At 65.0% G+C, this 20,812-nt stretch carries 18 protein-coding genes; 6 read left to right on the top strand and 12 right to left on the bottom strand.

Annotated elements, in window-relative coordinates:
• Positions 1-741 precede the first annotated feature (741 nt).
• A complete protein-coding gene (locus OXH60_02290) occupies positions 742-1,872 on the bottom strand; it encodes an acyl-CoA dehydrogenase family protein (GenBank protein MDE0710946.1) in 1,131 nt (376 codons plus the stop codon).
• Between the two features lie 9 nt (positions 1,873-1,881).
• Positions 1,882-3,081, bottom strand: coding sequence for an acyl-CoA dehydrogenase family protein (locus OXH60_02285; protein MDE0710945.1), 1,200 nt, complete (start codon positions 3,079-3,081; stop codon positions 1,882-1,884).
• 244 nt (positions 3,082-3,325) lie between these two features.
• On the opposite strand from OXH60_02285, the gene OXH60_02280 reads away from it, so the two are divergent.
• From OXH60_02280 to dctP, 6 genes are all read left to right on the top strand, one after another.
• The gene (locus OXH60_02280; protein ID MDE0710944.1) at positions 3,326-4,501 is read left to right on the top strand and encodes a CoA transferase; all 1,176 of its coding nucleotides are present in this window, start codon (positions 3,326-3,328) and stop codon (positions 4,499-4,501) included.
• Positions 4,491-6,788, top strand: coding sequence for a penicillin acylase family protein (locus OXH60_02275; GenBank protein MDE0710943.1), 2,298 nt, complete (start codon positions 4,491-4,493; stop codon positions 6,786-6,788). Before OXH60_02280 ends, OXH60_02275 begins: the two co-directional genes overlap by 11 nt.
• Before the next feature lie 45 nt (positions 6,789-6,833).
• The gene (locus tag OXH60_02270) at positions 6,834-7,295 is read left to right on the top strand and encodes a thioesterase family protein (protein ID MDE0710942.1); all 462 of its coding nucleotides are present in this window, start codon (positions 6,834-6,836) and stop codon (positions 7,293-7,295) included.
• A gap of 31 nt (positions 7,296-7,326) precedes the next feature.
• A complete protein-coding gene (locus OXH60_02265) occupies positions 7,327-9,123 on the top strand; it encodes an SLC13 family permease (GenBank protein MDE0710941.1) in 1,797 nt (598 codons plus the stop codon).
• Between the two features lie 151 nt (positions 9,124-9,274).
• Entirely contained in the window at positions 9,275-10,015 is a 741-nt protein-coding gene (locus OXH60_02260) for an arginyltransferase (protein MDE0710940.1), read from the top strand.
• A 98-nt stretch (positions 10,016-10,113) separates the two neighbouring features.
• Positions 10,114-11,253 carry a TRAP transporter substrate-binding protein DctP gene (dctP, locus tag OXH60_02255; GenBank protein MDE0710939.1) on the top strand — a complete coding sequence of 380 codons (1,140 nt, stop codon included), beginning with the start codon at positions 10,114-10,116 and terminating at the stop codon, positions 11,251-11,253.
• A 383-nt stretch (positions 11,254-11,636) separates the two neighbouring features.
• Here dctP and OXH60_02250 read toward each other — a convergent pair whose 3' ends face one another.
• The 10 genes from OXH60_02250 to OXH60_02205 all read right to left on the bottom strand — a co-directional run bounded on the left by OXH60_02250 (position 11,637) and on the right by OXH60_02205 (position 20,746).
• The gene (locus OXH60_02250) at positions 11,637-13,001 is read right to left on the bottom strand and encodes a TRAP transporter large permease subunit (GenBank protein MDE0710938.1); all 1,365 of its coding nucleotides are present in this window, start codon (positions 12,999-13,001) and stop codon (positions 11,637-11,639) included.
• 23 nt (positions 13,002-13,024) lie between these two features.
• Entirely contained in the window at positions 13,025-13,546 is a 522-nt protein-coding gene (locus OXH60_02245) for a TRAP transporter small permease subunit (GenBank protein MDE0710937.1), read from the bottom strand.
• A 196-nt stretch (positions 13,547-13,742) separates the two neighbouring features.
• Positions 13,743-15,956, bottom strand: a complete 2,214-nt coding sequence (gene parC / locus OXH60_02240; GenBank protein MDE0710936.1) for a DNA topoisomerase IV subunit A — start codon at positions 15,954-15,956, stop codon at positions 13,743-13,745.
• A complete protein-coding gene (gene recO / locus OXH60_02235) occupies positions 15,953-16,708 on the bottom strand; it encodes a DNA repair protein RecO (GenBank protein MDE0710935.1) in 756 nt (251 codons plus the stop codon). The genes parC and recO overlap by 4 nt, the downstream gene beginning before the upstream one ends.
• 13 nt (positions 16,709-16,721) lie before the next feature.
• Positions 16,722-17,618, bottom strand: coding sequence for a GTPase Era (gene era, locus OXH60_02230; protein MDE0710934.1), 897 nt, complete (start codon positions 17,616-17,618; stop codon positions 16,722-16,724).
• On the bottom strand, positions 17,615-18,286 hold the full coding sequence (locus OXH60_02225) for a putative dsRNA-binding protein (GenBank protein MDE0710933.1): 672 nt from the start codon (positions 18,284-18,286) through the stop codon (positions 17,615-17,617). The genes era and OXH60_02225 overlap by 4 nt, the downstream gene beginning before the upstream one ends.
• 11 nt (positions 18,287-18,297) lie before the next feature.
• Positions 18,298-19,035 carry a signal peptidase I gene (lepB, locus tag OXH60_02220; GenBank protein MDE0710932.1) on the bottom strand — a complete coding sequence of 246 codons (738 nt, stop codon included), beginning with the start codon at positions 19,033-19,035 and terminating at the stop codon, positions 18,298-18,300.
• A gap of 12 nt (positions 19,036-19,047) precedes the next feature.
• Positions 19,048-19,446, bottom strand: a complete 399-nt coding sequence (gene acpS / locus OXH60_02215; protein MDE0710931.1) for a holo-ACP synthase — start codon at positions 19,444-19,446, stop codon at positions 19,048-19,050.
• Positions 19,443-20,186 (bottom strand): pyridoxine 5'-phosphate synthase, encoded by a 744-nt coding sequence (locus OXH60_02210; protein ID MDE0710930.1) that lies wholly within the window; start codon positions 20,184-20,186, stop codon positions 19,443-19,445. The genes acpS and OXH60_02210 overlap by 4 nt, the downstream gene beginning before the upstream one ends.
• The gene (locus OXH60_02205; GenBank protein MDE0710929.1) at positions 20,183-20,746 is read right to left on the bottom strand and encodes a DUF2062 domain-containing protein; all 564 of its coding nucleotides are present in this window, start codon (positions 20,744-20,746) and stop codon (positions 20,183-20,185) included. The genes OXH60_02210 and OXH60_02205 overlap by 4 nt, the downstream gene beginning before the upstream one ends.
• Positions 20,747-20,812 lie beyond the last annotated feature (66 nt).

Here is a 20,812-nt window from a genome sequence, read left to right as displayed (position 1 = left end):
ACAGGCCTCCATCCACCCCTCCCGCTACTGCGGTTACCCGGTCGCGAGTGTAGTTCCCGGTGGACCTCCTTGCATTCCCGCAATGGCAGTACTGGGCGTACCGGGCCGCGCGATCGGGCGCCGACACGGAATGCTCCCGGGGACTTCGGAGAGCGCTCGCTCCGTGGCTGTCAACCTGCGCACCGCCTGGAACGGCACGCGGTCCAACCGATGAGAACGCAGTATCCATGGGATACAAGTCGTCAGAATGTCAGCTCAATGGGGGCGTCGGGGTCAGCATTACCGTGCGAATGATCCGGTCTCGTAACCTCTCCGGTGCACAGACTTGCGACGATCGCCCCTTTCCGCTCGATGCAAAGCTGAGGCACCCGACCGACAGCCGGCAACACTACCGGCCCACCTGCTTGTCTCAGTCCGACATGTCGATATGACGTCGTTTTATCGACACATCGGGGTGATATGTCGACACGATCGACATGTACAGGCCGGTGTCCGGCTGACGGCCGTCGACTAGGTCGACTTCACAGGTATCGCTACCCTCGAAGCCGAAGACCGTCCGCCGGCGTCCCGAAACAGAGGGGCACCTGTATCCCCTGAGATCGCCGTTCGGCCGGCAGGGTCGGTAGCCGGGCCAATCGGGATCCGAGGCGCCTCCAGCAGCATCGATCCCAGCCAAGGTCAGCGCGTGCCGTACCGGTGCCGCCCTGCTTCGGTAGCGGGCCCCAGATCTCCGCCCGCCTCTCATGCATTGCCGGCAAACCGGTCGAGGTGGTGGGCGGCATCACCGAAGAATGTGTCGATCATGGTCAGGCGCTTGAAATAGTGGCCGATCTTGAGTTCGTCGGTCACGCCCATGCCGCCATGCAGTTGCACGGCCTCTTGCCCGACTTTCCGGCCAGCGGTGCCGATGTGGGCCTTTGCCGCCGACACCGCTCGGCGCCGCTCGGTCACTTTCTTGTCAAGGCTGAGGGTCGCCATCAGAGCCAGCGAGCGTGCCTCCTCGCACGCGATCAGCATGTCCACCGCGCGATGCTGCAGGACCTGGAATGCTCCGAGCGGTCGCCCGAACTGCTGGCGGGTCTTGAGATACTCCAGCGTGGTCTCCCGCAACAGATCCATCACCCCCACTGCTTCCGAACAGACGGCGGCAACCGCCCGGTCAGTGACAGCTTCGATCGCCGGGTACGCCCCGCCTTCCTCGCCCAGCAGGGCATCCTCGCCAACCCGGACCCCCTCTAGAACGAGTTCCGCCGCGCGAAGGCCGTCGACCGTCCGAAAGGGGCGCACGGTCAGGCCGGGCGTTTCGCGCGGCACCAGGAACAGCGAAATACCATCCTGTGCCCGCACCTCGCCGCTGCTTCGAGCCGAAACAATGATGAAGTCGGCCGCCTCGGCGTTGTGCACCACCGCCTTCTGCCCCGACAGCGTGAACCCGCCGGCACCGCCTTCCGCGCGGGTCGCCACGTGCGCCAGCGCATACCGCCCGCCCGGTTCGCCGTGCCCGAACGCCAGCTGGACCTTACCCGCGATCAGGTCGCCAAGATAACGAGAGCGCTGCTCGGTGCCTCCCGTTGCCGCGATCAGTCGACCGCCGAGGAGGATGCTCGGCACATACGGCTCCAACACCAGCCCGCGACCAAACCGCTCCATCAGGATCATCACCGACACCGGGTCGGCGCCAAGCCCGCCTTCCTCTTCGCTAAACGGAATCGCCAGCCATCCCAGGTCCGCAAACTGTTGCCATACCCCTGGATCAAACCCGAGGTCACTGGCGGCAATGCGGCTCCGGGTCTCGAAGTCGTAGTCGTTCTGGATAAACCGGGCGATACTCTCGGACAGCAGGGTGTGGTCTTCGCTGTATGACAGGTCCATCGCTACGCCTCACAGTTCCAGTACGAGCTTGGCGACGATGCCTTTTTGGATCTCGTTCGAGCCGCCGTAAATCGAGGCCTTGCGCCAGTTGAAGTACCTCGGCGCCACGCCGGCGGCGTACTCGGGCCCGATCGGCTCTTCGTTCCAGCCGTCCTTGAGGGCCTCGGGCACGTACGGATTGGCATAGGTCCCCACCGCCTCGAGTGCAAGCTCGGTGATTCGCTGCTGAATCTCCGTACCGCGGACCTTGAGGATGTTCGCTTCAGTTCCGGGCTCCTTACCCGAGGTCTGCCGGCTTAGCGCCCGCAATTCGGTGTACTCAAGCGCAAGCAGGTCGATCTCCAAGGAGGCGATCTTCTCGCGGAACCGATCGTCTTCGGACAACGGCCGCCCGTTCGACTGTTCCGCGGCTGCGATGCGCTTGAGACCGGCAAGCTGCTTCTTTGAGCGACCCACGTCGGCAATCCCCGCCCGCTCGAAGCTCAGGAGGAACTTTGCGTACGTCCAGCCGCGGTTCTCGTCGCCGACCAGATTCTCCACTGGCACGCGAACGTCCTCGAAGAAGACGTCATTCACCTCATGGCCACCATCGATCGTGATGATCGGTTTCACTTCGATCCCCGGCGATCGCATGTCGATCAACAGAAACGAGATGCCCTGCTGTGGCTTGGCGGCACCCGGGTCAGTGCGCACCAGGCAGAAGATATGGTCGGCCCACTGGGCGGATGTCGTCCATGTCTTTTGGCCATTCACAACGTAGACGTCCCCGTCGCGCACCGCACGGGTGCGCAGGTTGGCCAAGTCGGAACCCGCGCCGGGTTCGGAGTAACCCTGGCACCACCAGTCCTCTCCCGACAGGATCCGCGGCAGGTAACGTGCCTTCTGCGAACTGTTCCCGAAGGTGAAGATCACCGGCCCCACCATGTTCACCCCGAACGGCATGATCCGAGGTGCGCTGGCGGCCGCGGACTCCTCGTCGTACAGGTAGCGCTGCATAGGCGTCCACCCGGTGCCGCCATGATCGATCGGCCAGCCCGGCGCCACCCAGCCCTTCTCGTAGAGGATCCGGTGCCAGGACGCGTAGTCCTCGCGCCCCAGTTCGAGGCCGTTCTCGACGCGCCGCTTGATGTCGGGCGGCAGGCTCGTGGCAAGGAACGTACGCACCTCGTCGCGAAACGCGCGGTCCGCGCTGGTCAACTCGATGTTCATGGCAATTCTTCCTTCGCACGCCGCGCTGCTGTCGGGCCTCACAGCGCCGCTAATGTAGATGCAATCCGACCGAACCAGTAGCGTTGCCGCGCCGCGGCCAGAGGCCGTCATCCCGCAAAGGTTCCCGGGCCCGATACCATCTGCAGCAGATTCCCTGCGGGTCCGGTACGTACTGTTCGCGGTGAACCCTGCCCCGACCCGCTCGCGAAGACGATGCGACCACGCAAACCGCCGGAGCCGACGCATGGATCATCCCGTCACCGCGCCCGTCCCCCCGACGGGTCCACTTTCAGGCGTGACGATCCTCGATCTCACGCGCGTTCTTGCAGGCCCATTCGCCACCATGGTTCTCGGTGATCTCGGCGCCCGGGTAATCAAGGTCGAACCGCCGGACGGAGACGACGCGCGCACCTTCCCTCCGTGGATCGGCGACACCTCCGCGTACTTCGGATCCCTCAATCGCGGGAAAGAAAGCATTGCGCTCGACCTCAAGGACGACGCCGGCCAGTCCCTGTTCAGACGACTCCTCGGGCAGGCCGACGTGTTGGTCGAAAACTTTCGACCCGGCACGCTTGACCGCCTCGGCTTCGGCTGGGAGGCACTCCACGCCACCCGCCCGCAGCTGATTCTCGCGTCCGTTTCAGGGTTCGGCCAATCCGGGCCGTGGGCCAGGCGACCTGCCTACGACATGATCGTGCAGGGGATGGGCGGATTGATGTCACTCACGGGACATGCAGACGGCCCGCCCACCAGGGTCGGGACATCGATCGGGGACATCGCGGCGGGACTGTTCACGGCGGTGGGAATCGCCGCCGCCCTCCATGAGCGTAACCGCACGGGACTCGGGCAGCGGATTGACGTCGCCATGCTCGACTGCCAGATCGCGATTTTGGAGAACGCGGTAGCCCGTTACTTTGCCACGGGCGTGGCCCCGCCCCCTTCCGGCGCCCGCCACCCGGCGATCGCCCCGTTCGGATGCTATCGGGCGGCCGATGGACATCTTGTTCTGGCCGCCGGCAACGACCGAATGTTCCAAACCCTCATGACGGTCCTCGGGCGGCCGGAACTTGCAAAAGATCCTCGTTTCGCAACCAACCGCGGCCGCATCGAGAACGTCGAGAACCTCGAAGCCGAGCTCAATGCATGCTTCCAGACCGCGCCGCGTGCCGAGTGGCTGGCAAAGCTTGAGGCGGCCGGCATTCCCGCTGGCCCTCTGAACGACGTCGCCGATGCGGTGTCGTCCCCGCAGGTGCACGCCCGGAACATGCTGGTCGAAGTTGCCGGCGGGAGCGTTGACGGCATGAAGGTCGCCGGTAACCCCATCAAGCTGTCTGGGCATCAGGATCCGCCCACGCGGGGGCCGGTGCCCGAGCTCGATGCCGACCGAGCCAGCGTCCTGGAACTGGTGCGTGACAAGTAGCCCTCGTGCGCGCTTCGGGCTAGCGTCGGTTCTCAGCCTCTGCCTGGCTGCCACGCTGACCGCGGTGGCCATCGGGCTTGCCCTGCCGCTGCTGGTGCTGCAGGCCGCCCTTCCCCGACTTGAAGGACAACTTGAGGTTCGGGGCCTCGACGCCGCGCTGCGGATCGCGCGCGACGCGCACGGCGTTCCACACATCGCTGCCGGCAGCGAACGCGACGCCTGGTTCGGCCTCGGGTTCGTGCACGCTCAGGACCGTTTCACCGCGATGGAATTTGCCCGTCGGGCAGGTCGTGGCCGCCTGGCGGAAGTCATGGGAGCTGCCGCAGTCCCGCTGGACCGCAAGTTCCGGACAATTGGTTACGCGCGGTCGGCCGAAGCCGTTGCGGCCTGGCTGGATCCCGAGACTCGGGATCTGCTGCAAGGCTATGCCGACGGCGTGAACGCCGCCCTGGAAAGCAACCATCGCCCGTTTGAATTGCGGGTCCTCGGTTTGTCACCTGAACCATGGCTGCCCGCCGACAGCATCCTCGCCATCAAGATGATGGGGACACTCCTCTCCGGCAACGCGGACACGGAAGCCGAACGGGCACGCCTCCTCCCACGACTCGGCGAAGCCCGGCTCCGAGAGCTCTCGCGCTCGGTCGACGACCCCCTTGCGGGGTCCAACGCCTGGGCAATTGCCGGCCGCCATTCCGCCAGCGGCCGGCCGCTCCTGGCGAGCGACCCGCATCTCCGCCTTGCCGCGCCGTCGGTCTGGTACCTCGCCCATCTCGAGGCACCTGGACTGCGGGTGTGGGGCGCCACGTTGCCGGGGATTGCTGCGGTCCCGATCGGCCGCAATCAGCAGGTGGCCTGGGGCATGACATCGGTTTATGCCGACGTCCAAGATCTCTACGTCGAGACCCTGGATCCGGCCGAAGCCGGATCGTACCTGACCCCGGCGGGCCCGGAACCATTTCACGTCCGCTCTGAAACGATCGCGGTGAGGGGTCGGGATCCGGTCCATCTCACCATCCGGACCACCCGGCACGGGCCCGTGGTATCCGATCTTCCTGAATTCGGGTTCGCCGGTCCCGGGCAGGTCGTGGCTTTCCGCTCGGACGAGCTGGCCGACACGGACCTGTCCCAGCGGGCGGCGTTCCGGAGCGTACGCGCCGCGACGGCCGCCGCTTTCCGCGAGGCCATGCATGAGCTTGAGGCGGTCGTCCAGATCGCCGTGCACGCCGACGTCGACGACAATATCGGCTATGTGATGACCGGCCGAATCCCGGTCCGCGCCACAGGCGACGGCTTCCTTCCCGTGGAGGGGACCGACTCCGGGGCCGCGTGGATCGGTAGCCTGAAGGGCGCCGCACTTCCGAGCGAAACCAATCCACCCGACGGATGGGTCGCCAGCGCGAACGAGTACCTGGCACCAGCCGGCTATCAGTCGTTCATCATGCGGGACCGCCCTTCCTCCTACCGGGCGGAGCGCCTGCGGGAACTCCTCGGCAGCGTCCCCGCGGGAGGTTTCACGCCCGCGCGGTTCGCAGACATGCAGACCGACATTGTGTCGCCGGCCGCGCGTGCGATCGTTCCCCTGCTGCTTGCCGCTGGCCCCTTTCCCCAACCCGATGCCGACGTGGCCGATCTGCTGAACCAATGGGATTTCCGCATGGAAGCCGGGCGGCCGGAACCACTCGTGTATTCGGCCTGGCATCGCGCGCTGACGCAACGCCTGTCGTCCGCAGTGTTCGGCAACGGCACCGTCCCGCTGGTGCCTCGGCCCCAGCTACTCGTCGATCTGCTGACCGGCCAAGTGCCCGGGTGTGGCGACCCGCAACGCCCGTGCGTCGACGTTGTTCGCAGCGCGTTGCGCGATGCCGTGCAATGGCTGCAGCAACAGGACGGCGGCGATTTGCAGGCCCTACGCTGGGATTCTGCGGCAACCGGCATCCACCGGCATCGTCCCCTGGGCGAACTCCCCCTTGTCGGAAACCTGGTCAACATCGTTCGCTCGCATGAGGGCGGACCATTCACGCTCATGCGGATGCATTCGGACTGGAGCAACAATGGACAGCCGTTCGCCGGCATCCATGGAGCAGGCGTGCGAATGGTGCATGATCTGGCCGAGCCGACGCGATCGTGGGCTGTGCTGTCCACAGGACAGGCCGGCCATCCGCTCTCGCCGTGGTACCGCGATCAGGCCGATCAGTGGTTTGCCGGGCACCTCCTGCCGTTCGAATCGGACTGGGCCGAATTCAGAACGGAGCAGCAACTCTTGCTGACCCCCCGACGTGACCCATAACGGGGACAGTTGCGCAGGCCCGGCGGCGTTCGCATAGTCGCGCCCATGCCAACGCCAGCCCGAGCATCACCCAGACCGGAAATCCCGATCCTGGAAGACTACGCGCACCGGGTCGACCGGGATATCCGGTTCTTCGATCTGGACGGTGTGGGACACGTCAACCACGCGGCCGTCGCGCGCTACCTCGAAGAAGGCCGACTCACGTATCTCGACGGCATCAACGATCCGATCAAGGCAGATCCGGTGTTCATGCTGGCCCACATCGCGATCGACTACCTAGCCCAACTGCACTGGCCTGGGACGGTCACGGTCGGCACCAGAATCGCGCGCTTTGGCCGGTCCTCCGTCCATTGGGACCAGGCGGTGTTCCATGGCGGCGTGTGCGCAGCAAGGGCGCGCGCGGTCATGGTGCTCGCGGACCGAACCCGTGAAGCGAGCGTGCCGATCCCCGATCATCTCCGAGTTCAGTTGACCGAGCGGGGAGCTGGGCCCCGCCAGCGATCCTGACGCCCTTCTCGGCGGGGACGGCCGACCCGTCATGACGCTGCCCATCGCGCTGACGCTCTCGATTGCGGTGGTTGCCGTCGCGGCCTTCGTCTCGGGGCGCTTCCGTCTGGAAACCGTAGCCATTGGGCTGCTGCTCGCACTCCTGTTCCTGTTTGTCTCGGTCGAGATGCCGGACGCGCGCGCCCAGCCGGGCATGGTCTTCGCGGGCTTCGCCAACACCGGCCTCATCACGCTGATGGCGCTGCTGATCGTGGCCCGGGGACTGACCGAAACCGGCGCACTCAGCCGCGTTGCAGACGTAATCAACCGAATGGCGCGTCACCGCCGGTGGCTGGTATTCGTCTTCCTCCTTCTCGTCGCGGCGTTGACGTCGAGCCTGATCAACAACACGCCTATTGTCCTGATCTTCATTCCTATTCTGATCCTCGTCGCATCCGATCGCCTGCCCCCATCGCGCACGCTCATTCCGCTGAGTTACGCCAGCATCCTCGGCGGCATGACCACCCTCGTCGGCTCCAGCACCAATCTCATCGCAGCTGGTGTCGCAGTGGACCTCGGACTGCCCCCGTTTGACTTCTTCGCGTTCACGATTCCCGGCCTGGTCGTAGCCGGTGCCGGTCTCGTGTATGTCACCGCCGTCCTTCCCTGGCTGTTGCCGAAACTGAAGAGCGAAGCGGTGACCCCCGTGGAATCGCGGCAGTTCGTGACCGAGCTCGAAGTCCGCTCGGACGCGCCCGCCGTGGGGGAAGCGTCGATCGGAGGGATGTTTCCCAGCCTCCAGGAGATGACGGTCTTTTCGGTGCGACGCGGGCTGGATACCTACCTGTTCCCGTTTGACGACGTGGCGCTGCAGGCTGGGGATGTGCTCGTGGTCGCGCTCGCCCGTACCCGTTTTCCGGCGATTCTCGGCTCTCTCGGCGGTGTCTTCCGGACAGCGCGTATCCGCGCCGAGAACGAGGCCAACTTCTTTGCGGAAGCCGTGGTCACGGTGGATTCGCCGTTCACCCAAACGCCGCCGATGACGCCCGAGACGTTCCGCCGGCGAACCGGGTGCACGATCCTCGGCCTCCGGCGCACCCGCTTGACCAATCGTCGCGTCCGGCCGCTCGAGGTGCCGCTCCAGAGCGGGGACATGTTGCTGGTGGAAGGGACCCAGAGCGCGGTAAGCGACCTTCGCCAGTCAGGCATCGTGGTGCCGACGGAATGGCGGCAGAGCCAACTGCCGCCCGTCAAGTTCCGCTGGCGGGCAGCCGGCATCTTCCTGGGCACCGTGCTTGCCGCATCGAGCGGGCTCGTGCCCGTGGTCGTGGCTGCCGTAGCCGGTGCGTTTTCCATGATTGCCTCGGGCACGCTCTCCGTCAGGCGCGCGCTCGGCGCAATCGACGGTCGCGTCGCCCTGCCAGTGGCAGCGATGCTTGGCCTAAGCGGGGCCATGCAAATGAGCGGGGCGGCCCAGTGGGTGGCCGACGGTGCTGTGCGGGCCATGGAGATGTTCGGGTTCGGGCCAGCGGCCATGATGTCGGCACTCTTCCTGGTCACGGCCATCACTACGGACGTGCTGACCAACAACGCGGCGGCGCTGCTCTACATGCCAATTGCCATTGGCATCGCCCAGATTCTCGGGGTCGACCCGTTTCCGTTTGCCGTAACGGTGATTTTTGGCGCCAACATGTCGTTTTCAACGCCCATCGGCTACCAGACCAACCTTCTGGTGATGGGCCCCGCTGGTTACCGTGGCCGCCATTACCTGCGAAGCGGTCCTCCGCTCACACTGATTTGCTGGGGGACCTTTACGCTCTTCGTGCCCTGGTACTACGGGATCGCGTAGGTCCCCCGCCACCGCCCGGCACCCACACCGGGCGCGCCATCCGCAACCGACCACCGGTGCCCGCCCCCGGACCGTGACTGGCAGCGTGCGCGGTGCGTCGACAGATTGCTAGCATGGATGCCGATCACTCACTTCCCGGCAGGACACGGCCATGACGCTTCCACTTGGCGACACGATCCCGATCTTTGTCGGAACGTCGGCTCTTCCCTGCCCGTATCTGCCGGGCAAGGTTGAGCGAAAGGTGATCACCCAAATCCCGACGCAGCACGCTGACCAGTTTCACGCCGACCTCATTCGTGCCGGCTTTCGACGCAGTCACGGAATGGCCTACCGGCCAGCGTGCCCTTCCTGCACAGAGTGTCGGCCCGTGCGCATCGACGCCAGCTGCTTTCAGCTTGGTCGACGGTTCCGTCGAGCTCGCCGGGCCTGCCGGGTTCTTGAGTGGCGCGAATGCGATCCTGTTGCCACCCGGGAGCAGTACGGCCTCTTCCGGCGCTATCAGACCGATCGCCACATTGGCGGCGACATGGAGGGGATGAGCTACGCGTCGTACCAGGCGATGATCGAGGAAACGCCGGTTGATACCCGGGTGGTGGAAGCCCGCAACCAGGATGGCAGCCTGATCGCGGTATCGCTGACCGACCGGCTTGCTGACGGGCTGTCCGGGATCTACAAGTTCTGGGATCCCGAGCGTCGGCAAGACAGCCTCGGCACCGCGACCATCCTCTGGCACATCCTGCGGGTGCAGTCGCTGGACCTTCGCTACTTCTACCTGGGTTACTGGATTCCGCGATCATCCAAGATGGCCTACAAGCGACGCTTCCAGCCGCTTGAGGAACTGACTGAGCGGGGATGGGTTCGGCTGGGCGGGAGCGCCGCTCGAGCGTCATAACCGGCAGGCAGGCGCACTTTGCGACTATGCTGTTCACGGGGACAGCGAACCCCTACCCCTCCGGCAGGATCTGCCGCTTTTCGTGAGGAGCTTCTGAGTTGGATCGTCGAACCTTTCTATCCGGCGCCGCCGTAGTCAGCGCCTCGGTCGCTCTAGCCGCGTGTGGTGAGGGCGATGACCAAGAGAACCAGCAAACAGCGGAGACCGGTACCCCAGATAACCCGGCCGAGGCCCCCAGCGTAAGTCGCGGTATGCGCGAATGGCGGCTGGTCACCACTTGGCCGAAGAACTTCCCTGGTCTGGGAACCGGCGCGCAACGGCTTGCGGACCACATCACCACGGCGTCGGAAGGTCGACTTACCGTGAAGCTGTATGCCGCGGGTGAGCTCGTGCCTCCGTTCGAGAATTTTGATGCAGTTCGGGAAGGCAAGGCGCAAATGAGCCACGCGGCTGCCTACTACTGGATCAACAAGCATCGTTCGACCCCGTTCTACGCGGCCGTGCCGGGCGGCCTCGTGGCCCAGGAGCACAATGCCTGGGTGTACCACGGCGGCGGTCAGGAGCTTTGGGACGAACTCTGCGCGGAATTCGGCTTGAAGGCGTTCCTGGCCGGCAATTCCGGGACCCAAATGGGAGGCTGGTTCCAGAAGGAGATCAACTCCATCGAGGACTTTCAGGGCCTCAAGATGCGCATTCCCGGACTCGGGGCCGAAGTCATCAATCGGCTGGGCGCCACGGCGGTGAACCTGCCGGGCGGCGAGATCATGCCCGCCCTCCAGTCCGGTGTGATCGATGCGACCGAATGGGTAGGCCCCTGGAACGACCTGGCATTCGGGTTCTACAAGATCACGAAGAACTACTACGGGCCAGGGTTCCACGAACCGGGCACAGCATCCGAGTTGCTCTTGAACAAGGCGGCATGGGACGGTCTGGAGCCGGACCTGCAGGCGATCGTCGAAAACGCGGCCGCCGCCACCAACGTACGCATGCTCGCCGAGTTCACCGCGGCCAACAACGAATCGCAACGCGTACTGGTCGAAGAGCACGGCGTTGAGCTGCGGCCGTTCCCGAAGGACGTGTTCGACGAAATGCTCGTACACAGCGACGACGTGGTTCGGGCCACCGCGCAGGAAGGCGATCTCGCGCGACGGATCTTCGAGAGCTGGGAGCGGTTCCGGACCGAGGCGCGCGCACGCAATCCGTACGCCGAACAGGGGTACCTCCAGCTACGCGGGTGAAACACTCTCCCCGCCGACGACCGGGCCGGGCATTCGAATCATTCTAGGAGAATTCACGAAGGCATTGATACAAAACACTATTTTCGAATGAATGGCCCTCCGGTGTGCGAGGTCCACGCGCTGCCGGTGGGGTGCAGTGACGGCCGGGCAGGAGACGTGCTGTGTCAGCCTGCGTTTGACTTCCGGCGCGGGTCCCGGACGTCCGGGACCCTGTCTGCCCGAGTCCACCCTTCTCCAAACATCCCGCAGTGGTCGGCCGATCCAGGGAGTATCACGCTGCCCGGACCGGGCAGCTCACCGGACGTGCGACCGGCCGCGAGCCGGACGCGTGCGGTCGATCCTGGTGCGACAGTTCCCGAAGAGAATGGCGCCGTCCCCCTGTCCTACTGCGGGTAGACGACCTTCGGCAACCAGGTAGCGAGCTCGGGCATCAAGGCCAGTATTCCCAGCATGAGCAGCTGGATGGCCACAAAGGGTACAGCTCCCCGGTAGATCGCAGCGGTCGGCACCGACTTCGGCGCCACACCCCGCAGGTAGAACAACGAGAAGCCGAAGGGCGGGGTCAGGAACGACGTCTGCAGGTTGATCGCCACCAGGATCGCGAACCAGACCGGGTCGATGCCGAGCATCAGGATGGGCGGCCCGATGATCGGGATCACCACGTAGGTGATCTCGATGAAGTCGAGGAAGAAGCCGAGCAGGAACATCAGGACCATGGTGAGGATCAGGACCGTCACCACGCCACCGTGGAGCCCGCCGAGGAACTCGGCCACCATCTCGTCGCCGCCGAATCCCCGGAAGACCAGCGAGAACAGGGCAGCGCCGACCAGGATCGTGAAGACCATCGACGTCATGCGAGCGGTCGATCGCATGACGTCGCTCAGGATTTTAAGGGTGAACTGCCGTCGATGAATCGCGAGCAGCATCGCGCCGACCGCACCGACGCCGGCCGATTCGGACGGCGTGGCCAAACCGGCCAGGATCGATCCAAGGACCGCCACGATCAGGAGCAGCGGCGGGACCAGGGCACGGAGCACCCGGGCGCGCAGTTCTGCCGCGGAAACCGCCGCCCGTTCGCTCCGCGGGATGGACGGCATCGCGTCCGGCCTGATGGTCCCGTAGAAGAACTGCCACAGGATGTACAGTGCGACGAGGGCAAGTCCTGGCAGCAGCGCTCCGACGAACAGGTCCGTGACGGTCACGGCCTCCGGTGAAAAGTTGCCCTGAGCCAGCTGCGCCTGCTGATAGGCCGCCGAGATCTGGTCACCGAGTAGGATGAGCACGATTGACGGGGGAATGATCTGCCCCAGCGTACCGGCCGCGCAAATGGAGCCACACGCGATCTCCGGCTCGTATCCCCGCTTGAGCATGGTCGGCAGCGACAGAAGTCCCATGGTGACCACGGTCGCACCGACAATCCCGGTCGAGGCAGCCAGCAGCGCGCCGACACACGTCACGGCGATTCCGAGGCCTGCGCGCATACCGCCCAGCAACAGCCCCATCGTGGTCAGCAGCTCTTCGGCGATTCTCGAGCGCTCCAGCATGACGCCCATGAAGACGAACAACGGCACCGCGATAAGGAGGTCGTTCGTCATGATCCCGTAAATGCGATTCGGGAACGCCGCCACGAAACTGAAATCGAACATGCCCACGGCCGCGCCAAGTGCCGCCGCCAGCAGGGCAACGCCCGACAACGTAAAGGCAACCGGGAACCCGGCGAGGAGCGCTGCCATCAGGGCAAGCAGCATGCCGCCGACAAGCAGCTCCGGAGTCACTTCGGGTTGCTTCCAGGAGATCTGAGCGAGCGGATCGTGCGGATGACCGTGGCGAGTCCCTGCAGGATCAGCAGGCCCGCGAACAGCCAGATGCAGGTCTTGAGGAGATACACCGCATGCAATCCGCGCTCCTCAATTGAACCCTCGAAGTCGGCCCACGAGTTCAGCACATAGTCCCAGGAGAAGTAGATGACCGAGAAACAGACGGGGAAGAGGAAGAGCAGCGTCCCAAGGAGGTCGACCCAGGCCCGCCGCTGCAGGCCCATGCGTTCATAGAGCATGTCGACACGGACATGGCCGTCATGCTTGAGCGTGTAGCCGGCCCCCAGCAAGAACACGGCCGCGTACATGAAGCGCACCGATTCCTGCATCCAGATGAAGCCGATGTTGAAGCCGTACCGCAGGACCACGATGACGACTGTCACCAGAACCATGAACAACGTCAGCCATGCGATCCACCGACCGATCAGCTCGTTCAATCGATCGATCGCAGCGACGATGGCCGAGCTCTGGCTCATGACGGTACGGCAACCAATCGTCGTGACATGCGGTGAGTCGTCCCGATACTTTGCTGCGGCAGCACGGCCGTCGGAACGCGTAGGCAACAGTTCCGCCCTGCCATACCTTGGTCCCACACCGAGGGATGACCCGGGCCCGAACCTGACTGCAGGATAGCCTGCCTGGATCGAAAGTCGCGCAGACTCCGATTCTTGCTCAGTCGAAGCGCAGCGAGGCAGGAAATCCCTTGGGCACGTTTCGCCCGGCCTGGCCCCGCTTTCCGATCCAGGGAGCAAGGGTCTCGATCGGAAACGTCCGCATTCTGCTGCCGGTCCGGCACACCAGGCCGTCCTCCTTCGCAAATGCCACCGCATCCGACAGTCTGCCCGTCCGGTACCGCTGCAGGTACGCCCCCTGCCCTCGGCTCCGCTGCGGCAGTTCCGACAAGGGGAGGATCAACAGTTTCCGATTGGTGCCGACCACGGCCACATGATCCCCGCTCGCCGGACGGCAAACGACCAACTTTGCTCCCTCTGCCGCCGTGACCACCTGACGGCCGGAACGGCTGCCGATCAAGTCTCCCGCCTGGGCCAGGAAGCCCTTGCCGTCATCGGTGGCAAGCAAGGCAGGCCGATCGTCGACTGGCCAGCATGCGATCAACTCCTCGTCGTTGCTGATCTGCGCATGCAGCCGGATCGGCTCCCCGAAGCCGCGGCCGCCGGGTAGTCGTGACATGGCGAGCGTGTAGAGGCGCCCCTTGTCCGTAGCCACCAGCACATCGGCGGTACTTTCGGTGCGCACGACGAAGCGGCCCTCGTCGTCGTCGCGATAACGAAGCTCGTCTTCGTTTTCCACGTGGCCGCGGACGACCCGCACCCAGCCCCGGCGCGAACAAATGAGGGTGACCGGTTCCGCTGCTTCGACGTGTTCCAAGCGCGGCTCAACGGGAGCAGCATTCGAATCAATCCTGGTGCGCCTCGCTCCGCCTTCCGAGCCGGCACCGAATCGGGCGCGCACGTCCCGGATTTCCTTGTCGATGCGACCGGACTGGAGTTCTTCGGATTCCAGCAGCTCCATCAGTTCGCTGCGTTCCGCGGCGAGCCGGGCGTGCTCGACGCGAAGTTTCTCTTCCTCCAGGCGTCGTAGCGTCCGCAATCGCATGTTGAGCACAGATTCGGCCTGAGTCTCGGTCAGGCGGAATACGAGCATCAGTTCGGATCGAGGTTCGTCATTCTCGCGGATGATTTGGATGACCGTGTCCAGATCAACGAACACGAGGAGGTAGCCCTCCAGCACATGGATCCGCCGTTCCAACACGTCGAGCCGATGGCGACTTCGTCGCAGCAGGACGTCGCGCCGATGATCCAGCCAGGCCTGCAACACCTCGGGCAAACCCATGACCCGGGGAATGCGGCCGCCGTCAAGCACGTTCAAATTCAGGGAAATGCGCGTTTCCAGGTCCGTCAGCCGGAACAGCACCTCCATCAGTTCGGCTGGCTCACCACTCCGACCCCGAAGTTCCAGCACGATTCTGACATCGTCGGCGGATTCGTCGCGGATTTCGGCCAACCACGGCAACTTCCGTGCCTGCACCAGCTCATCGAGCTGCGTCACGATGCGAGCCTTCGGAATGCTCCAGGGTATTTCGCTGACTGCGATGCGCAGCCGCCCGCGGGACATGGGCTCGGCGGTCCACGCGGCACGCAGCCGGAAGCGGCCTCTTCCCGACCTGTACGCCTCTTCGAGCGTCGCCTCGCTTTCGACCAGCACACCACCGGTGGGAAAGTCAGGGCCCGGCAGGTACCGCAACAAAGTCGCAAGACGGGCGCCCGGATTCTGCAGCAGATGGAGCAGCGCCCGGCAAATCTCATCAACGTTGTGCGGAGGAATGGACGTCGCCATGCCGACGGCGATGCCCTGCGACCCGTTCGCGAGCAGATTCGGGAATGCGGCAGGCAGCACGGCGGGCTCCGTGTCCTCGCCGTCGTAGGTGTCGACAAAGTCAACGGCGTCTTCGTCTAGGCCATCGAGGAGCGCATCCGCAACCGCCGTGAGCCTCGCCTCCGTGTATCGCATGGCGGCCGCCCCGTCGCCGTCGACGTTGCCGAAATTGCCCTGCCCATCGACCAGCGGGTATCGAATCGCGAACTCCTGCGCGAGCCGGACCATGGCGTCGTACACAGCCTGATCCCCGTGCGGGTGGTACTTGCCGATGACATCGCCGACCACACGCGCGCATTTCTTGAATCCGGATGCGGGATCCAGCCGAAGCGCCCGCATGGCGAACAGCAGGCGTCGATGCACCGGCTTCAGGCCATCGCGCACGTCCGGGAGCGACCGCGACATGATGGTGGACAGGGCATAGCTGACGTAGCGCTCCCCGAGCACGTCGACGAACGGCGTGTCGCGGATGTCCCGGGCTTCGTTCATTGGCGATCCGACCCCTCGGGCGGCTTGGATGACCCACTCGCTGCCAGTCTGTCGACCAACCGCATGCGCGCAGGCGGCAGGGCACGGCGGCCATGCGTAACGGCGTTCCGGTGCAGGAAATACCCGGTCATCTGGAGGGCTGCCAGCAGGTCGTCCTGCGCCGGGGCCGCGCCGGTGCGCAGGAATTCCGGCAGCGGCAGCAGCCGCGGCGCCCATGAACCTGCGCTGGTCTTCGAAACCGCCCGGCCGGTCCGCGGCGACACGTAGACGAGGTCGTCGGTGCCGCCAGTAACCGCGCACCTAGTGAGATCCAGGCCCGCCCCGGTTTCTCGCAGCAGTGTCAGCTCCCAGAGAACGTATTCGGTCTGCCAGTCGGCCGTGCCGGCAAGCCGGTCGAGGATGGCCTCACTCGCCGCATGCACATCAGGTACCGGTTCCCGCTCCGCCAGAAACCATTCGGCGAGCGCGCACACCGACGACACCGCGGCCAGTCGCAGCGGATGATGGAGGACACGGGCCGAACGCGCGTCGACCAGCTCGCAGGTAAAATGTCCGAGATGTTCGGGAAGCCGGCCGCTCCAGCGCGCGTTTACGCGGTTGCCCGGCGTATAGATGTGCGCCCGGCCGGCGGCGCTGGCGCCGCGCACCAAGCCCACATGGCGCCCGTGCGCCTGGGTCAGCAGCTGGACGACTCGTGACGTCTCGCCCCAATGTCGAGCCGACAGGACAACGCCCTCGTCCTCCCACCTCATGGCAACCAGCGGGTCACGTGATGAACTCCAGGCCAAGCGCGTCGTAATGCTCTTGCCGATCCTGCCAGGAGGGATCCACCTTGACATGGACAAACAGGTGGACCTGACACGCCGCAGCCTCGGAGAGCGCGTGGCGCGCCGCAGTGCTGATGGATCGAATGCGCCGACCGCCTTGCCCGATCACGATGGGTTTCTGGCTCGGTCGACACACCAGCACGCAGACGTCCACCCGGGCCGAACCGTCCGGTAAGTCCTTCCAGCTCACGGTCTCGGTGGCGAGATCGTACGGAAGTTCCTGATGCAGCTGGATGTAGGCCTGTTCGCGCACGCACTCCGCGGCCAGCATGCGCAAGGGAACATCAGCAGCCTGATCCGGCGGGTAATGCCAGACGCCCTTGGGACAGCGGTCGGCCAATGCCGCCCGCAACTCATCGAGCCCATCCCCGTGCAGGGCGGAGATCAAGAAGAAGTCCGTGAGCAGGGGGTTCGAACGAAGCTCGTCGATAAGGTGGAGAAGCGTATCGCGACGGACCCGGTCGATCTTGTTGATCACGCACAGTGCTTCGGTCTTTCGTTCTCGGAGCCCCGAGAGTACCGCTTCGCTCTCCTCGTTCAGCCCGCGCCCGGCATCGATCAGCACGCATCGCGCGTCTGCCGAGCGACTTTCCCGCCAGGCGGCGCGGGCCATCGCCCGGTCCAGACGCCGGCGGGGCGCGAAAACGCCCGGCGTGTCGATCAGCACCATCTGGGTATTGGCATGGTGAGCAATACCGCGAAGCCGGGCCCGGGTGGTTTGAACCTTGGCTGTGACGATCGCCACTTTCTGACCTACCAGCGCATTCACCAGAGTGGACTTGCCCACGTTCGGAGCCCCCAGCAGGGCAATCATTCCGAAGCGTTGCTCCGTCATTGACGCTGCAACAGGCGTTCCAACAGCCGCGCGGCGGCGTCCTTTTCCGCGGCCCGCTTGGTCCGCCCGCTCGCTTGCGCCGCCACGCTCTCGCCGGTTCCGGGCTCGACCCGGACCTCGATCTCGAAGACCGGGCCATGGTCCTTGCCGATCTGGCGCAGCAGTGTGTATTTCGGAAACTCCAACCCCCGGGCGAGCGTCCATTCCTGCAAGGCCGTCTTGGCGTCCTGCGGCGGATCCGTCAGCGCCACGATGCGAGACGCCATGTGCTTCCGCACGAAGTGGCGCGCGGCATCGGTTCCGCCGTCGCTCCAAAGCGCTCCAAGGGCGGCCTCGACGCAGTCGCCCAACACCCGGCGATGATCGGGAAACGGCTCTGGCTCCATATCCTTCGCAACTGCGTCGGCAAGGCCGGAGTCGCGGGCTATCAGTGCGAGTACATCGCCACTCGCTAGGTATGACAGGCGGATCGACAATGCGCCTTCCGGCGCGTTCGGATACTCGACAAACAGCTGTTCCGTAAGCAGAAGACCGAGAACCCGGTCACCGAGAAATTCCAGTCGTTGGAACGCGGCTGTCTCGGGACACGTCGGCGATGGTGGCAGCAGGGCCTTGCGAAGTGCGCGATCTCGGAAGCGATAGCCAAGGACCAGTTCGACCTCCGACAATTTCGCCCGACTCACAGCAACGTGCCTATCCGTGAGAAGCGGATCGCCTGAGGCCAACGCCAGACCTCCCAGAACCGGGCCGAACCGTCGAACGAAATAAACACTATCTCCGCACGACCAACCAGATTCTCGGCCGGGATGAAACCGACGCGGTCGAGCAGGCGGCTGTCCGAGGACTGGTCCCGGTTGTCTCCTAGCGCGAAGTAGTGGCCCTCCGGCACCCGATAGAGGTCGGTATTGTCGAGCGCACCGATCGGCGTGGCGTCGTACACCAGCCAATCGCGACCGTTCGCAAGGGACTCCCGGAAGACCTGGTAGGTCTGCGTGGCACCGTGCCGGTCCGTCACCCGCTGTTCGCCCAGCGCTGTGCGCGGGACTGCAACATCGTTCAGGTAGAGCACCCCGTCACGAATCTGGATCGTGTCCCCCGGCAGACCGATGATCCGCTTGATGTAGTCGGACTTCGGGTTGGGCGGAAACTTGAAAACCGCGATGTCGCCGCGTTCGGGCTCCCGTTCCAGCACCCTCTCGGAGATCGGCACGAGCTGCCAGGGAAAGGAGTACCGGCTGAATCCGTACGCGTACTTGGACACGAAGAGGTAGTCGCCGACCTGCAGGGACGGCTTCATCGACCCCGAAGGAATGCTGAAAGGCTCGAACGCGACTGAACGGATCACCAGTGCAGCCAGCAAGGCGAGGACGAGCGTGCCGAGATTTGAGGAGGCCAGGCGGCGCAAGTATCGAAACACGTAACAGGACTCTCAGTCGGAACGCGCAGAAATAATGACGATCGCATACGCGAGATCACGATCGTCCGAAAGGGTCAGCTGAATATCCGGCGCCATCCCGGCCGGTATCAAGGCCTGAAGCCGGTCAGCAGCCTGGCCGGTCAGCCGCAACGTCGGCTGGCCGCTCGGCAGGTTCCTGACCTCAAGGTCACGCCAGCGTACCCCTTGGCGGATTCCAGTACCCAGCGCCTTTGCGCAGGCCTCCTTGGCCGCGAACCTCCGTGCATATCCCTCGGCTCGTGCCCGCCGTCGGTCGCAGCGACTGCGTTCCACCTCAGTGAACACCCGCTGCGTGAACCGCGCGCCGTATCGAGCCAGCGTGCCCCGGATCCGGCGCACGTCGCAAACGTCGTGCCCAAGTCCGACAATCATGCGGAGGTGCCGGCCACGTCATCGAGGACACGGCGCATGCCACGCACGACGGCTTCGAGGCCGGTGAACACGGCCTCGCCGATCAGGAAGTGCCCGATGTTCAGCTCGCGGACATGTTCGACTGCTGCAACCAGCCCGGCGGTGTTGTAGTCCAGCCCGTGACCGGCATGCACCTCGAGGCCCAGCGCTGCGGCCGCTGCCGCCGCTTCCCTCAATTCAGCTAGGGCGTCACCCTGCCCCGATGGTGCAGCGTTCGCGAGCCGACCGGTATGCAGCTCCACCGCCTGCGCGCCCAGGTCCGGGGCGCGCGCCACCATCTCCAAGTCCGGGTCGATGAACAGGGTCATTGGGATCGAAGCCGCCGCCAACGCCGCCTGGGTACGCAGCACGCTCTCCTTGGCGGCTGTCAAGTCCAGCCCGCCTTCGGTCGTGAGCTCCGCGCGTCGTTCCGGCACCAGGCAGACACGCGCCGGTCGGGCAATTAGCGCCGCGCCCACCATCTCCTCGGTCGCCGCCATCTCGAGATTGAGGGGCAGTGGAATGGCGCGGCGCAGCAAGTTGACGTCCGCATCCGAAATATGCCGACGATCTTCCCGGAGGTGCACCGTAATGCCGTCAGCGCCGGCCGCCGCCGCGATACGGGCAGCACGCACGGGATCGGGATGACGCCCGCCCCGCGCATTGCGGATCGTGGCGACGTGGTCGATGTTCACGCCCAGCCGGACGCGGGTCCCACTCAAGGATTCACGTCTCCGCCACGCAGGCGGGCCAGCCGACTCTGCCGTACCGACTTGATGCGCAAGCGCCGGATCTTCTGATACTGCGACACCGAGGAACGGATCAGGTAGTACGACGCGACCCACATGGTGATCGTGTACGGGATCGATCCTACTGTCATCGTCGGCAGCAAGCGGAGCTGTGCGAGATCATCAATCACCGAATCGATATCCCAACCCAGGGCCAGGTTGGCTGTAGCGGAGGCGAGGACCAACAGTTCGTTCGTGACCGCCGCGACCGACAAGTCGTCGACGGCAACCCCCGGCACCAATATCGCCCCTGTGTGATAGATGAGAAGCCAGATCAGCGGAAACGTCCACGGATTGCCGATCGCGGTGCCGATCAGGGCCGTCACCCAGCTGCCGCCCAGTGCCCAGGAGAGCACGATCGCGCCAACACCATGGAGACCGATGAACGGTGTCATCGACAGCGCCGAGCCACAGGCGAAGCCGATCGCCAAACGGTGCGGAGTCCCCGGAATGCGCTGCAGGCGACGGATCATGTAGCGGCCTGAGCGCACCATGCCGCCGCGCGGCCAAACCCATCCCCACAGCCGGTTGGGCCAACCCACTGGATGCCGAGAACGAAA

The organism is Rhodospirillales bacterium, from assembly GCA_028824295.1.
Classification (GTDB): Bacteria; Pseudomonadota; Alphaproteobacteria; order TMED109; family TMED109; genus VXPW01.
Note: the sequence above shows the minus strand (reverse complement) of the source record. Positions and strands in the feature narration are given on the sequence as shown.

Bases quoted from the DNA above. Each gene is read 5' to 3' on its own strand.
- OXH60_02290 (MDE0710946.1), bottom strand. From the start codon at position 1,872: ATGGACCTGTCATACAGCGAAGACCACACCCTGCTGTCCGAGAGTATC.
- OXH60_02285 (MDE0710945.1), bottom strand. From the start codon at position 3,081: ATGAACATCGAGTTGACCAGCGCGGACCGCGCGTTTCGCGACGAGGTG.
- OXH60_02280 (MDE0710944.1), top strand. From the start codon at position 3,326: ATGGATCATCCCGTCACCGCGCCCGTCCCCCCGACGGGTCCACTTTCA.
- OXH60_02270 (MDE0710942.1), top strand. From the start codon at position 6,834: ATGCCAACGCCAGCCCGAGCATCACCCAGACCGGAAATCCCGATCCTG.
- OXH60_02265 (MDE0710941.1), top strand. From the start codon at position 7,327: ATGACGCTGCCCATCGCGCTGACGCTCTCGATTGCGGTGGTTGCCGTC.
- OXH60_02260 (MDE0710940.1), top strand. From the start codon at position 9,275: ATGACGCTTCCACTTGGCGACACGATCCCGATCTTTGTCGGAACGTCG.
- OXH60_02250 (MDE0710938.1), bottom strand. From the start codon at position 13,001: ATGCTGCTTGCCCTGATGGCAGCGCTCCTCGCCGGGTTCCCGGTTGCC.
- OXH60_02245 (MDE0710937.1), bottom strand. From the start codon at position 13,546: ATGAGCCAGAGCTCGGCCATCGTCGCTGCGATCGATCGATTGAACGAG.
- parC (MDE0710936.1), bottom strand. From the start codon at position 15,956: ATGAACGAAGCCCGGGACATCCGCGACACGCCGTTCGTCGACGTGCTC.
- recO (MDE0710935.1), bottom strand. From the start codon at position 16,708: ATGAGGTGGGAGGACGAGGGCGTTGTCCTGTCGGCTCGACATTGGGGC.
- era (MDE0710934.1), bottom strand. From the start codon at position 17,618: ATGACGGAGCAACGCTTCGGAATGATTGCCCTGCTGGGGGCTCCGAAC.
- acpS (MDE0710931.1), bottom strand. From the start codon at position 19,446: ATGATTGTCGGACTTGGGCACGACGTTTGCGACGTGCGCCGGATCCGG.
- OXH60_02205 (MDE0710929.1), bottom strand. From the start codon at position 20,746: ATGGTGCGCTCAGGCCGCTACATGATCCGTCGCCTGCAGCGCATTCCG.